The organism is Nodosilinea sp. LEGE 07088, assembly GCF_015207395.1.
In the GTDB taxonomy this organism is placed as follows: Bacteria; Cyanobacteriota; Cyanobacteriia; order Phormidesmidales; family Phormidesmidaceae; genus Nodosilinea.
In genome coordinates, this window is sequence record NZ_JADEWX010000004.1 from 25,361 (window position 1) to 39,371 (window position 14,011).

Here is a 14,011-nt window from a genome sequence, read left to right on the forward strand (position 1 = left end):
GCTCTATGACCCTACTGCGAATTTTTAGCGACCAGGATGGCACCACCTGGCTGGATGAGTACCGCGATGCCGATGCGATCGCAGCCGTCCTGGCCAGGGCCGGGATTCACTTCGAGCAGTGGCAAACCCCGGCTCCCCTGGCCCAGGATGCCGACCCCGACACCATTCTCACTACCTACGCCAAGGATATCGACCGCCTCAAACAGGAGGGGGGCTACGTCACCGCCGACGTCATTCGCATGCACCCCGAGCACCCCCAAAAGACCGAGCTACGGCAAAAATTTCTCGCTGAGCACATCCATAGAGAAGACGAGGTACGCTTTTTTGTCGAGGGGCAGGCGGTATTTTATCTACACCTGGGCGACAAGGTCTACGCCGCCCTTTGCACCGCAGGCGATCTGATCGACGTGCCCGCCAACACCCCCCACTGGTTTGACATGGGCGAGGCCCCGCAGTTTGCCGCCATTCGCCTGTTTTGCGAGCCGGAGGGCTGGGTGGCCCACTTCACCGGTAGCCCCATCGCCAAAGGATTTCCCGACTACCATGCTTTTGCTTGACGGACAGCCCCTGGAGGCGATCGTGCTGGATATTGAGGGCACCACCACTGACATTGCCTTCGTCAAAAATACGCTTTTCCCCTACGCCGAGGCGCGGCTGGAGGCGTTTATGGCCGAGTTTGCCGCCGCCGAGGGGCAGGCTGTTTTGGCCCAGGTACGCAACGAAGTCGGCAACCCAAACCTATCCCAGGATGGCTGCATTGCCCAACTGCTGGCCTGGGCCCAGGCCGACCAAAAGGTGACCCCGCTCAAAGCCGTGCAGGGAATGATCTGGGAGGAGGGCTACCGCGACAAAGCCTACTACAGCCATGTGTACGAAGACGCCGCCGCCTACATTCAAGAGTGGCATCGGCGCGGGGTGCCCCTCTATATCTATTCATCTGGTTCAATTGCGGCGCAGAAGCTGCTGTTTGCCCATACCATTGTGGGCGATCTGACCCCCTGCCTTGGCGGCTATTTCGACACCACCACCGGGCCGAAGGTCGAGGCGACCTCCTACGACAAGATTGCCGCCAGTCTGGGTATTGCCGCTGAGAGGCTGTTGTTTTTGTCCGATCATCTGGGGGAGCTAGCAGCGGCACAGCAGGCGGGTTGGCAAGTAGTCGCGGTGCAGCGCCCCGGCACCGCTAATTTTGGTTCAGAGTGTCGTGTCGTCAGCGACTTTAGCGAGTTACCCCTGACCTTTGATTAGCCTGGGTTACGCGATCGCCAACCAAAGCTATATCGGAGCACACCCGCGATCGCGCTATAGTTTGGGCGATTCAGCAGCGGCGGTGGCATGTTAGAAAGCATTATTTTAATCTTGCTGGGAGGCTTCGCCGCCGGACAGATCGCCGGGCGGCTCAAGGCTCCAGCCCTGGTCGGTATGGTGCTAGCGGGCATTGCCCTGGGGCCCCAGGGGCAGAATTTAATCAGCCCTGGGGTGATCGACTCTGCCAATGGCCTGCGCACCATCGCCGTGATGGTGATTTTGATGAAGGCGGGGCTCGGCCTCGATCGCGACAAGCTGGCGCAGCAGGGGAGTGTAGCGCTGCGGCTGGGGTTCTTGCCCGCTGCCTGTGAAGCGGTGGTGGTGGCTCTGGCGGCGATTGGGCTGCTGGGGTTTGACCCGGCCACCGGGCTGCTGCTGGGCTGCATTGTGGGGGCCGAGTCGCCTGCGGTGATTGTGCCCGCCATGCTGCGGCTCAAGAGTTTGGGCTGGGGGGTGGTCAAGGGCATCCCCGACGCGATCTTGACCGGCAGCGCCCTGTCGGATGTGCTGCTGCTGCTGGTGTTTAGCCTGTTGCTAGCGTTTTTGAGCCAGGGGGCAGCAGGGGGCCTTGTCCTCGGCTCTTGGACCCTCGCCCCCTGGCAGCTGTTGCCCTTTCAAATCGTGCTGCAAATTGGCTTAGGGATTGTCCTGGGCTGGCTGCTAGCCAGACTATTGGTAATGTTGCTGGCCCGCCAAAGCTGGACTCAAAATGCGGGGCAGGATACCTTGGTGGCAGCCAGTCTGGCCCTATTGCTGGTGGTACTGGCGGAGGCCGTGCCGGTGTTTTCGGGCTATTTGGCGGTGATGGCGACGGGCTTTTTTTTGATTGAGCTAAACGCCCCCCTGGCTCGACGGCTGCGGGGCGGCTTCGACAGCCTGTGGGTGGTAGCGCAGATTGTGCTGTTTGTGCTGCTGGGGGCCAGCATTCCCCTGGCGGTGCTGGGGAATACGATCGCCGTAGGGCTGCTGATTTTGGCCCTGGGTACTCTGCTCGGGCGCGGATTGGGCTGGTACCTCGCCACCCTCGGCAGCAACTGGACCTGGAAGGAGCGGCTGTTTTTGCTGCCGGGCAACTCGGCTAAAGCCACGGTGCAGGCGGCGATCGGGGCGATCCCGCTGGCCCAGGGGATTGCCGGGGGAGAGGAGATCCTGGCGATCGCCGCCCTCTCCATTCTGGTCACCGCGCCCCTGGGGGCCTGGGCGATACCCACCTTTGCGCCCCGCCTGCTGGAGCGGGGGGAAGTTGACCCCACTAAGGTGACGGTGGCCCAGCACATTGTGCTGCTGGCGGCGGTGGATACCTCGGCGGTGGCGGCACGGGTGCTCACTAAGGCGGCAGACCTAGCCCGCCGTAGCGATGGCGAGGTGATTGTGCTGCACGTGGTGCAGGTGGAAGATGCTGACGCGATCGAGAGCTTGCGAACCCTGGCGAAGACGCTGCTGGCCGATATTCGCCACCAGATTGTAGTGCAGCCGGGGGTGGTGCCAGAGGCGATCGTGGCGGTGGCCCAGGCCCACAAGGTGACCGAAATTGTAGTGGGTAAGCACAGCGGCACCCCGTTGGGGAACCTGCTGCTGGGCTCGGTGTCGCGATCGGTGCTAGAAACCAGCCCGCTGCCGGTGCTGGTAGTCGGCGATGTCTAAACACCATCTGACAGGGAGCAATCATTGTGGAGCAATATTGAAGTTGTTACTTATCAAAGAAATTAGTTAACCTGTAGTAGTAAATACAGAAAAATAATGGCGTTCATTAAATGTGCTCGTTGGGTCGTTAATGTAACCCCGTCGAAGAGCCCCCTCTCTCGAAGGAACGCGCTTTTCTTTTCTTTACCTTGGGAGGCGAATGGATGATGAACCCTGCTCTTGTGACCGGTCTCGAAGTGATTGCTGTTGTCAGCGTGATGACCGTGGTAATTTGCCCAATGCTGCTGTGGGTGCTGCCCAATCGCAGCCATCCTGTAGGTTAACTGACTTAGGGATCAGAAGCCTATCGGCGGGTGTCAGCTAGAACGCCGGTACAGAAACCCGGTTTCTCGGCCAGAATGCCAGTCATGCCGTTAGGGCAGTGACAAAGAAACCGGGTTTTTAGCCATACTGTACCGATGCTCTAGGCCCCCGACCCCTTTAGCGTTTAACCCTAAAAAAAGAAAAAAAGGGGGATGGAGCGTTTATGCTCCATCCCCCTTTTTGCATCAGACTCTAGCTACCCGGCTGTTGCAGGTATACCCCGAGGGCATCGGCCATGACTTGAGCCATGGGTCGCCCCTCTTTGTCGGCGGTAGCTTTGAGGGTCATAAACAGGTCGTGGGAAACACTCAGCCGGTGGCGGCCTTCCTTCGTATGGCGAGGGGTGTATTGGTCGGGATGGTAGGTGTCTGAAAACTGCCGCAGGGCCTCAAAGCCAACGCGATCGCAGAAGTCGCCGAAACTCTCGCCCTTCTTGCGCCCGTCGCGGAAGAATACAAACAACGGCTCCAGAGTCGTTTCGAGATCGTTGTCGTGCAGGCGCTCCATATAGGGGCGGGCCAGTCGGGTCTGGTGGGGTGAGCCCCCCAGCCACACCTGGTATGACTCCGGGGCACTGCCCACAAACCCCAGCTCGGCCATATAGGGGCGAGCGCAGCCGTTGGGGCAGCCGGTCATGCGCACCACAAAGTGCTCATTTTCTAAACCCAGCTTAGTCAATAGCGCGCGCAGGCGACCCAGCACCGTAGGCATAATCCGCTCGCTCTCGGTCACCGCCAGGCCGCACAGGGGCAGGGCCGGGCAGGCCATGGCGTAGCGCACCAGCGGGTCGAGGTCAGTTTCTTTGACCACGCCGCAGCGGGTGAGAATGGCCTGAATCTCGGCTTTGTCGGCGGGCTTGACCTCATAGAACAGCACGCTCTGGTTAGGGGTCACCAGCATGGGCAGATGGAACCGCTCGACGATTTCCTTCAGCGCGGTTTTGAGCTGTAGACCGTCGCGGTTGAGCACTCGGCCATTTTCGACGGGGACACCCACAAACAGGTTGCCGTCGCCCTGCTCATGCCAGCCCAGGTAGTCGTAAAAGGTCCACCTGGGCAGCTTTTTGAACGCCTTCAACGGCTTACCCAGGTAGGTCTCAACCTGCTGGCGAAAGCGCTCGACCCCCCAGTCGTTGATCAGATACTTCATGCGGGCGTGGCGGCGATTCTGGCGATCGCCGTAGTCGCGCTGGGTGGCCACGATCGCCTTCATCAGGTCGTAGACATCGGCCTTGTCGACATAGCCAATCTCGTCGGCCACGCGGGCAAAGGTCTCTTCTTTATTGTGGGTGCGGCCTAGGCCACCGCCAGCCAGCACGTTGAACCCCTTTAGCTGCCCCGATTTATCGGTAATGACGACCAGGGTGACATCGTGGGTGTAGGCATCGATGGAGTTGTCGCCGGGCACCGTCACCGCGCACTTAAACTTGCGCGGCATGTAGTGGGTGCCGTAGATCGGCTCCGGGCTGTTGGGCACAACGGTGCCATTGCCGTTGCGCTGGCGGGCCGCCACCACGTCGGGGTGCTCCTCAGCCGAGAGAAACTTTTCGCCATCCAGCCAGATCTCGTAGTAAGCCTCGGTTTGAGGCCGCAGCAGGTCGGCAATGTTGTTGGCGTATTCCTGGGCCAGCTGATACTCGGGCCGGTTTTTGTAGGGGGCCGGGGGAGACATCACGTTGCGGTTGAGGTCGCCGCAGGCCCCTAGGGTAGAGCCCAGGCTGCGCACGATCGCCCCGATGGTGGCCTTGAGGTTTTGCTTGAGGATGCCGTGCAGCTGAATGCCCTGGCGAGTGGTGGCGCGCAGGGTGCCGTTGCCGTACTCATCGGAGAGGCGATCGAGGGTGAGATAGAGCTCCGGAGCAATGTACCCGCCGGGGTTGCGGGTGCGCAGCATCATCTGATAGTCCTTCTCCTGGCCCTTGGCCCGGTTATCCCGGTTGTCTTGCTGATAAGACCCGTGAAATTTGAGAATTTGAATAGCCGGTTCAGAAAAGTGGGTCGTATCTTGCAGCAGCTCACTGGCCACTGGCTCGCGGAGAAAGTGACTATTTTCTTTAATGATCTCCACCTTTGAGGGCTTGAACCCAGGGGCGGCGGCAGGGGTTGATTTGATCGGAGTCTGAACCATAGCGGCAGGCAAGTAACCGTTTAAACAAAAAGCTCCAGGCGGCAGTAACGTGTGAGTGGTCTGCTTCCTGAAGGCGTAGACAGCGGCATTCTCCATAATCACCGGTAACTCGGTCGGGATTTAGGTGAATGCCCAACTTATCCTACCACCGGATCCAAAAAAACCGCTAGCATTAACCACGGAAGTTCACAGTTCTCAGCGTGGCTGCTCTTAGAGCATAGGATCGAGTGGGAGGACTCGATTAAATTACCAGAGACCGCCACAAAAGGGCCTGTCGCTTTAGGATCAAACTAGGTTTTCTAGGAGCGCTGCCATGGCCGACGCCATCATGTACCAAGAGGATATGTTTGTTGTGCTGATGCCCGGCATAGCAGAGGAGTTTCTCACCCCAGAGGAGCTGCTAGAGCGGCTGACGGGCCTACTGGGCGATCGCCAGCATGACCTCCCCCGCGACCTGCAGCGCTTTGCCACCGTCGCCGACCAGGCCCAGCACCTGCGCGACACCACCTGCGAACTGGAACTCAGCCCTGGTGAAACCATGCAGTGGTATGTGGTGCGGCTAGAGAAATAGTTCTGGGACTCCCCTAACGTCACAGGGAGTCCGACCAGCGCCGAGCTCTCTGTCATGGTTACATTCTCAGCAAGCGTTCCTTAAACCGCGATTTTACCGCCGTCATCGCGGGTAATCACCACCGTAGCGGAACGGGGACGAGCATCGCCGCCATCGGGCCAGTGGCTGGTGAACTGGGTTGGATCGCTAGCCGAGCCGCTATTTTCACCGGGGTGCTGAATATTCACAAAGATCACCGTGCCGTCGGGCGACTCGGTGATACCGGTGATTTCACAGTCAACTGGCCCCACCAAAAACCGACGTAATATCGTGGGGCTAGCCGATTTACCCAGATAGGTCTTCACCTGCTGGTCGGCGTCGGCGTTGGTGGGCACGGCCTTGTTCATCACCAGCTTGGCCTCGCCATCGCCGACGGTTCCCGGCAGGGCCGCCAGCATCATGCAGTTGGTGGTGTCAGTGTAGTAGCTGTCATCGGTCTGTAGCCATAGCAAACCGGGTACCGCGTCGCTAAACCAGAGGCCATCGGGGCTGGAGAAGTCATTCTCATCGGTGAGGCCCGACAGGTTGACATCGGCCTCGGCACTGGCTTTAGCGCCAAACAGGTAGACATCCCAGTTAAAGGTTGTGGCCCCGTGGCTGCCGTCGGCCTCGCGCCAGCGAATAATGTGGCCATTGACATTGCCCTGGCTGACTTTTTCACCCTTGGCGTCGGCGTAGTAGCGGGGGTTAGCGGCATTGAGAGAGGTCTTGACCCCGCGCCCACTGCTGCTCGAAACGCTATTGGTTAGCGTTACGTAGACATCGCCATTCACCGGGTTGACGCCGCCCCACTCGGGGCGATCCATTTTGGTGGCGCCTGCCGCATCGGCGGCAATGCGGGCGTTAATCAGCACGTCGGCTTCGTCGACAAAGGCATAGTCGGCGTAGTTGGCGATGTCGGGGTTGCTGAGGCTGAGGAGTAGCCAATCGCCAGTGCCATCGTCGTTAAATTTAGCGGCGTACAGCGTCCCCGCATTCAGGTATTTGTCTCCAGCGGCCATACCCCCGGTAGCATCCTCAGGGGCCCACTTGGCTGCTGAGACAAACTTATAAATGTACTCGTTGCGCGAATCATCGCCGGAGTAAAACACCAGGGGCTGCCCGGCCACCGCTGGGGCAGGCCAACAGCCCTCGTGGGCAAAGCGGCCAATGGCGGTGCGCTTTTGGGGCATGGCCTCGGGGTTGAAGGGGTCGATTTCAACCACCCAGCCAAAGGTATTGGCCACGTTGCGGTAGTCAGCGCTGGGGCTGCTACCTGTTTTGCTGGTATCCCAGCGTTGGTAGAAGTCGGCATCTTGGGCCGCCTCGGCCCGCGACCAGTTATAGCGACCTGAGGTTTCGCTACCAATGCCGTAGCGCTTAAAGGCGGTGGCTTCTTTCTCGGTTCGTACCGCGTCGTCTTCGCGGCGGTTGAAGTAGCCGGCCCAGTTTTCTTCGCAGGTGAGGTAGGTGCCCCAGGGGGTATGGCCGTTGGCACAGTTGTTGAGGGTGCCGCGAGTCTGTTCGCCACTGGGGGAATAGGTAGTAGCCAGCATGGCGCTGCCACGAACCGGGCCGCTGATCTGGCAGGGGGTGGCGGCGGTAATGCGGCGGTTGTAGGGCGAATTGAGGTTGAGGTCGTAGGTTGAACCCTGCTTGACCACCTCAACAATGGTCACCCCGTGGGCGGCGACTTCTTTGTCGATTTCGATCGCAGGCCGAGCATCGGTGCTCTCAGGGCCGTAGTTAGTAGGGCCGTTGGGGTGAACAAAGCCCAGGTCTTCGCAGACTTCGTTATTGATGCAGAGGAGGGCGCGATCGCGGCCACTGGGGTCCCAACCTGTGCCGGCTTGGTTGAGGCCAAAGTAGTGCATGGCGTCGTTGTGGTCGCCAGCCCGCAGGTCAAAGTCGTTGTCGGTGCCGTCATTCTTATAGGGGGTAGCGCTGCTGCTGATCGGGTCACCCGTAGCCAACAGCACTCGGGCAGTGTAGCCCTCGGGTACCACTAGGGCATCGGCAACGCTCTTGGCCACGGGGCTAAAGCTCAGGCCAAGACCAGCCGCTTGGGCGGTTTGCCCGGTTTGATTGGCAGAGTCAGCCAAAAACGCCAGCCCCATGCCCAGCATTGACGCTGCGGCCAAAGACGAACTGCCCTTCAGAAAACCTCGCCGTCCCATGCGGGCGCGGGCTAAAACGTGGTCAAAGGAGTCGTTGCTAGAGGTGTTGTAGCACCTATCCTCACCATTGATGACTCGCTTGATAGCCGTGCGGAAATCTTGCTTCTTTGCCATAGCGGGGCCAGTTTCACGAATTTTTAACTGTCGATAAAATAGTACGGGGCTGCCGCCCAAAAAGCTTTAACGATTGTTTAGCGCTGATTTAAGGATGCATGAAGGCGCGATCGCTCAGGCCGCACTCCCCCACGGCTTCAGACCGGCGTATACTCAGGGCAGTCACCGACTCAGGATGGGCCGCAAATTTTGGGGGGCCTTGAACCTAGCAATCTGAAGCGAAAATAACCAGCTGTTGACTAACGTGGCAACCCTTATGAGACCTGGAATTCCCGTTTTGCCTTCTGCCTTTCAGTACTAGTACTCGAAGGCTGAAATATGTCCACCGTTCCAGATCGCTTGGCTCCCTAGCTCCCCTGCTCCCTAGCCCTAAGGAATAGTATCTAAACTTGCGCCGTGGAGTACTAGGGCGTTACCCCATCTATAACCCTACTTTTCATGCGGCAACGCCCTCAATGGCATGGTCTGATTTGTAATGCATCTCTCAATTATCACCATCAGCAAAGATGATCCAAACGGCTTAAGTGATACGCTCACCTCTACTCAAGACATTGGTTCCATCGAGCAAATTGTGGTATTGGGTGGCGATCATTCTCGGATTTCTGTAGACATTGCCAAGCCCTTTAATTGCACCTCTATACAACAGCTAGATCAGGGAATATCCGCTGCCTTTAATCTGGGTTTGGCCCAGGCCACAGGGCTGGGGGTTATGTTTCTCAACGGGGGCGATATTTTACTTGAACCAGCGCTGATTTCCCATGCGCTCGATTGGTTAGATCAGCATCCAGACATCGATATTTTGCTGTACGATGCCATTTTTGACGATGCCTTAACGGGGCCCTATCGCTATCGGGCCCAGGGCTTTTATGGCCCTCGACTCAATCGCATTGGGTTGGGTATGCCTGGTTCCCACCAGGCGATGGTTGTGCGGCGCAGCAGTTTTGCCCAGGTCGGGGCGTTTAACCCAGAGTATCAGGTGGCTATGGACTATGACTGGCTTTGCCGCTGGCATAAAATCTCGGTTTCAACCCGTTGTGTTTACTCGGTAGACTTCCCGCCAGTGGTGCAGGTAGATGGAAAAGGTATTTCCATATCTCGTGAACCGCTTTGCCTATACGAGTGCTTTTGGGTACTCCGCAGAAATGGCCTATTTAAGGGCCGGTATGCTGTGGATTATTTAAACCGTTTGTTGCGGTTTTGTACCCGCTATACCATGATGAAACTTAGGCTCAATTCGCTGGTAGCTAAGATAAAACAATGGAAACACCAATAGAGTTATCTATTGTTGTGCCCGCCTACAATGCCGATGCCTTTTTAGATCGGTTATTCACGTCGTTTCTAACCATGGCGGGTGACGTTACCCGTTGCGAGCTGATCGTCGTCAACGATGGCTCAACCGATGCGACTCCCGCGCTTATCAACCAGTGGATGGCCCGTGGACAGATGCCTCTGAGGCTGGTGAATACCCCTGGGCTGGGGCCGGGGCAGGCCCGAGAAGCCGGGGCTCTCCACGCCCAGGCACCCTGGGTGGCCCTGGTGGATGCGGATGAATACTTTAGCCCGGGTTGGCTGCGGGCCGCCCTAGACTTTGTGGATGCCCCTGGCAATGCCGTGGGGTGTGAGGGCGTGGTCGAAATCTGCGATCGCAACACCATCTCCCTATTTACTCACCAGACCCAGTCCCTCACCCCAGGGCGCTATCTCACCGCCAATTTAATCCTCAAGCGAGATAGAGTCAGGTTTTACAAAGGCTATGGCCGACGGTTCTACTTTCGAGAAGACAGCGACTTGGCCTTTCAGCTCTTGGCCGATGGCGAAACTATTGCCCACAGCCCTAACCTCCTGCTCTACCACCCCCCCCTACCGGCAGTTTGGTGGCAGCCCATTCGTCTGGCTCTCCGCTACCAGTACGATGCGCTGCTCGCCTATCGTTTTCCGCGCCGCTACTGGGTCGATGTGGATGTACACCTGCGCATTCCCCACCTGAGGCTGCTGCTGCTGCTGCTGTGCAGCCTGCTCCAGATCACCGGCCTCGTGCTCCTGGTTAAACATATCGCGATGGGTACCCCCCCGTGGCTGCCCCTGGGTCTACTGGCCGTCAGTCCGCTATTGTCGCTGGTGCCCGTTTTGCTCTACGTGCCGCCTCAACAAATCAGGCTCGCTCAGCTGCCCCCGGCATGGCTGGTTCATCAGGTGGTTCCCCTCCTGACCCTGGGCTCGTGGGTCTATGGGTTTTGGCAACATCGCGGCGAACCCCGCTATTGTCCCCATCCATAGAGCCCCATCCATAGAGCCTCATCCATAGAGCCCCATCCATAGAGCCATCACTGGGCGGCTGGGTTTGCCACCCTGCGACCTAGCGGGGTAGGGCTGGCACTAGCGTGATCCCATAGGCCATCGCTGTAGGCGGCGGGTCACAATACCCTGGCGGGGGCTAAACAGTAGCGCCAGCAAAAACCCCGCAAACACAGTCAACCCGATCGCAGGCCCGGATGGAATATCTAAATAGTAGCTGCCGTACATGCCCACGACCCCAAACAGCACCCCGAGGGCCGCCCCGAGCAGCATCATCCAGTGGAGTTCGGTGACCAGCAGGTAGGCGGTCGCAGCCGGGCCAATCATCAGGGCCACCACCAGAATGACGCCAACGGTTTTGATCCCCGCGATGATGGCCAGGGTAATGGCGGCCATCAGACCGATATTGATGCGATGGACGGGTAACCCCAAGGCCTCGGCCCCCAAGGGGTCGAAGGTGACAAACAACAGCTCTTTGTAAAACAGGCCCACCCCAATCAGCACCAGCGCGGCAATGGCGGCAATTTGCCAGACATCGGCGGCGTTGATGCTGAGAATGTCGCCAAAGAGCAGCTGCTCTAGGGAAACCCGGCTACCCAATAGGGTCAGCAGGGTAATTCCCAATGAGAAAAACGTGGAGAAGGTAATGGCCATGGCGGTGTCGGCCTTAATCCGCGACTGGGTGCGAATCCAGGTGATGACGAAGGTGCTGAAGAGGCCGCAGGTGAAGGCTCCAATGAGGATGGGGAGGTTGAAAAAGCTGGCGATCGCCAGCCCCGGCAGCACCCCGTGGGCCACCACGTCCCCCAGCATGGCCATGCGCTGCACGATCAGGTAGGTACCGATAACCGGGCAGAGCATGCCCACCAACAGGCTGGCCACCAGCGCCTGGCGCATGAAGTCGTAGCTGAGGGGGTCTAAAAGCCAATCCATCACAATTGCTCAGCATCTGCGGGCAGGGCAGCAACATCGATATCCGCAGAGTCACCCAGCGCCCTTTGCTCTTTCATGGTCTGGCGGCGATCGAGCAGTACCTGGGTAATGCCGGTAGCCAGAAGGGTGGCCACGACACCGTCGTCAATCCAGCCGACGATGGGAATCAAGTCAGGAGAAAAGTCGATCGGGCTAACCAGGTAGAGCAGCGAGGCCCCCATCACCACCCAGCGGTAGCGGGGATGCTTTAGAAGAGCATTGTAGAAACGGCTAAAAAATGGAATTTTCATAGGCCAGGGGGGATGATTGGGAGGCAGAGGTATCTTACGACTATTTTAGATTTTGGATTGGCGATTTTGGCCCTGTCCCCTGCCCTAGGCGCTTTCTGGAACGCTGTCTGAATGTCTATAATGCTGCCCAGCCTGGCTCCAATCAATCTCGAAACAATCAGCCTTGGGGGCCATAGATTGCTCAGCGAGGGGTTGCCCAGCGTATTCCCTGAACGTAGGTAAACCATAGAATCTTGAGAAAATTTTCAGCCCCTATTCCCAGGATTCGGCTTACTGATTCGGCTTACTGATATTGAGCGCTGTCGAGGGTGGCTCGAAAGAATTCTCCTTCTGACTCGAAGCGATCGCGCCGCGTCTCGGGCAGAGAATCGCCGCCAAAATACCACCCCACTCGAAACTGGGTGGGAATGGTGTAGCCGCCAAAGGTCGATTCTTGCTCCATATAGCCGCCAAAGGCGACGTAGCGATGCTCGGTATCGTCAGGGTTGCCCCAGCGATTAAAGCTGATGCTCTGTAGCCGCCCGGCAACATCCACCGTCAATATCAGGTTGGTGGTCTCTGCGCCATAGCTCACTGAGGCCTGGGTCTGGGTCTCGCTCAGGTCGCTCCAGATAACCCCAGGCTTTAGCAAAGCGGACGGTAGCCAGATCTGCTCCCCCAGCAGGCGGCCAATGGCGGAGCGGGTCATGTCGGGGCCATCGGCTACCATGACGGGCATCAATCCCAGCAGCTTCCACCGCATGGCTCCATCTCCATCGACCAGGCGATCGCTTCCTAGAATTGGCAACCCCTGCACCCAGGCCGTGGCCTGCCAGATCAGGCCTCGCTGGGGGTAAATTACCTGCTCGGCGCGGAAGGGTGACCAGGCCTTGAGCTTGATCTGCCCATGCATGCGCAGCCGAACGGCGGTGGCGAGGGGTGTATTGGGGGCAATCGCATGCTCCAGATATCGCCGTGCCACCGGGGGTAAGGGGGCGATCGCCGCTGCCTCAAACACCTGGTTCTGGCCTTGAACCGAGCGCCACAGCGCCTTGAGGGAAGTAGATGTCGCCGCAGTCATCGCTCTCTACTCGCTAAAGTTCCACATCACCGGGTCATCGGGCAGATAGTCAGTCACGGTGCGGCTGATGGCGTCGATTTCGACCAGATCGGCAGCAGATAGCGAAATCGCCCCGGCCTGAGCATTTTCCTTTGCCTGCTCAACGTTACGCGCGCCGACAATCGCCGTGGTCTGGGGCTGGGCGATCAGCCAGGCCAGGGCCAGGTTGCCCAGGGTGGTGTGGTGGCGATCGGCGATCGGTCGGAGTTGAGCTAAAGCAGCCTGGGCTCTGCCGTACAGCGGCGGCTGAAATAGCTTGTTTTTGCTGCGCACATCCTCCTTGGGGAACTGGTGGTCGGGGCCAAACTTACCGGTCAGCAGCCCTTGCGCCAGCGACGAATAGGCCAGAAGGGTCACCTCATTCTCTATGCAGTAGGGCAAAAGCTCGGCCTCGACCCCGCGCCAAAATAGGGAGTAGGGCGGCTGGAGACTGTCGATGCGGCCATAGGCCATGGTCTCGACCAGCTGCGCTGTGGAGAAGTTCGACACCCCGATCGCCCGAATCTTGCCCTGCTCCTTAAGCTGGTTCATTGCCCCCATGGTCTCAACCATGGGCACAATCTCGCTCTTGAACGCCCCCGATGGCCAGTGGATCTGGTACAGGTCGATCACATCGGTCTGCAGCCGCCTCAGGGAGTTTTCACAGGCCTCGATCACCTGGTCGGGCTTGAGGTGGTTGGCAAAGACTTTGGTGGCCAGGACGGTGCGATCGCGCCGCTCCCCCAGGGCTTTGCCGACGAGTTCCTCCGAATAGCCATTGCCGTAGACCTCCGCTGTGTCAAAGGTCGTTATCCCCGCATCCAGCGCCGCCCGCATGGCGTCAATCACATCCTGGTCTTCGATACCGACCCAGCCGCTCTTGCCCGCCTGCCAGGTACCAAAAATCAGCGGGGTAATCTCGATATCAGTTTTGCCCAGCTTGCGAGTTTCCATACCTAAGCGCCCTGATAAGACTGCAATTTATCCATAAAAGCCTGGTGTTCTGGAGATTGTAGCCCCTGCTGTACCATTGGCAGACAAGAAATTGAGATTACCCTCGTCTGATCTGACCGCAAAGACAGCATTGTCAACC

Annotated in this window: 12 protein-coding genes; 6 read left to right on the forward strand and 6 right to left on the reverse strand. The window is 58.6% G+C overall.

From position 1 onward, the window contains the following. Nucleotides 1-5: 5 nt before the first annotated feature. The 3 genes from IQ254_RS02155 to IQ254_RS02165 all read left to right on the forward strand — a co-directional run bounded on the left by IQ254_RS02155 (nt 6) and on the right by IQ254_RS02165 (nt 2,952). On the forward strand, nt 6-557 hold the full coding sequence (locus IQ254_RS02155) for an acireductone dioxygenase (RefSeq protein WP_193963890.1): 552 nt from the start codon (nt 6-8) through the stop codon (nt 555-557). Further along, nucleotides 544-1,248, forward strand: coding sequence for an acireductone synthase (gene mtnC / locus IQ254_RS02160; RefSeq protein ID WP_193963892.1), 705 nt, complete (start codon nt 544-546; stop codon nt 1,246-1,248). The genes IQ254_RS02155 and mtnC overlap by 14 nt, the downstream gene beginning before the upstream one ends. Before the next feature lie 87 nt (nt 1,249-1,335). Beyond that, a complete protein-coding gene (locus IQ254_RS02165; RefSeq protein WP_193963894.1) occupies nt 1,336-2,952 on the forward strand; it encodes a cation:proton antiporter in 1,617 nt (538 codons plus the stop codon). 555 nt (nt 2,953-3,507) lie between these two features. On the opposite strand, the gene sir is transcribed toward IQ254_RS02165, so the two are convergent. Continuing rightward, nucleotides 3,508-5,442, reverse strand: a complete 1,935-nt coding sequence (gene sir / locus IQ254_RS02170; protein WP_193963901.1) for a sulfite reductase, ferredoxin dependent — start codon at nt 5,440-5,442, stop codon at nt 3,508-3,510. Nucleotides 5,443-5,755: 313 nt separating this feature from the next. Here sir and IQ254_RS02175 point away from each other — a divergent pair, with 313 nt between their 5' ends. Further along, the gene (locus IQ254_RS02175) at nt 5,756-6,013 is read left to right on the forward strand and encodes a chlororespiratory reduction protein 7 (protein WP_193963906.1); all 258 of its coding nucleotides are present in this window, start codon (nt 5,756-5,758) and stop codon (nt 6,011-6,013) included. Nucleotides 6,014-6,093: 80 nt separating this feature from the next. Here IQ254_RS02175 and IQ254_RS02180 read toward each other — a convergent pair whose 3' ends face one another. Beyond that, nucleotides 6,094-8,322, reverse strand: coding sequence for a PhoX family phosphatase (locus tag IQ254_RS02180; protein ID WP_193963907.1), 2,229 nt, complete (start codon nt 8,320-8,322; stop codon nt 6,094-6,096). 475 nt (nt 8,323-8,797) lie between these two features. Between IQ254_RS02180 and IQ254_RS02185 the strand changes: the two genes are divergently transcribed. Together IQ254_RS02185 and IQ254_RS02190 are read left to right on the forward strand one after the other, a co-directional pair. Then, nucleotides 8,798-9,595: a glycosyltransferase gene (locus tag IQ254_RS02185; RefSeq protein WP_193963908.1), complete on the forward strand. Its 798-nt coding sequence runs from the start codon at nt 8,798-8,800 to the stop codon at nt 9,593-9,595. Further along, nucleotides 9,580-10,599, forward strand: a complete 1,020-nt coding sequence (locus IQ254_RS02190) for a glycosyltransferase family 2 protein (RefSeq protein ID WP_193963909.1) — start codon at nt 9,580-9,582, stop codon at nt 10,597-10,599. Before IQ254_RS02185 ends, IQ254_RS02190 begins: the two co-directional genes overlap by 16 nt. A gap of 99 nt (nt 10,600-10,698) precedes the next feature. Here IQ254_RS02190 and IQ254_RS02195 read toward each other — a convergent pair whose 3' ends face one another. The 4 genes from IQ254_RS02195 to IQ254_RS02210 form a co-directional block, all read right to left on the reverse strand. After that, complete coding sequence (locus IQ254_RS02195) at nt 10,699-11,550, reverse strand: metal ABC transporter permease (RefSeq protein ID WP_193963910.1); 852 nt, start codon at nt 11,548-11,550, stop codon at nt 10,699-10,701. Next, entirely contained in the window at nt 11,550-11,840 is a 291-nt protein-coding gene (locus tag IQ254_RS02200; protein WP_193963911.1) for a YkvA family protein, read from the reverse strand. The genes IQ254_RS02195 and IQ254_RS02200 overlap by 1 nt, the downstream gene beginning before the upstream one ends. A 283-nt stretch (nt 11,841-12,123) precedes the next feature. Beyond that, the gene (locus tag IQ254_RS02205; RefSeq protein WP_228039973.1) at nt 12,124-12,900 is read right to left on the reverse strand and encodes a DUF6544 family protein; all 777 of its coding nucleotides are present in this window, start codon (nt 12,898-12,900) and stop codon (nt 12,124-12,126) included. Nucleotides 12,901-12,906: 6 nt separating this feature from the next. Next, complete coding sequence (locus tag IQ254_RS02210; protein ID WP_193963913.1) at nt 12,907-13,872, reverse strand: aldo/keto reductase; 966 nt, start codon at nt 13,870-13,872, stop codon at nt 12,907-12,909. Nucleotides 13,873-14,011: the final 139 nt, after the last annotated feature.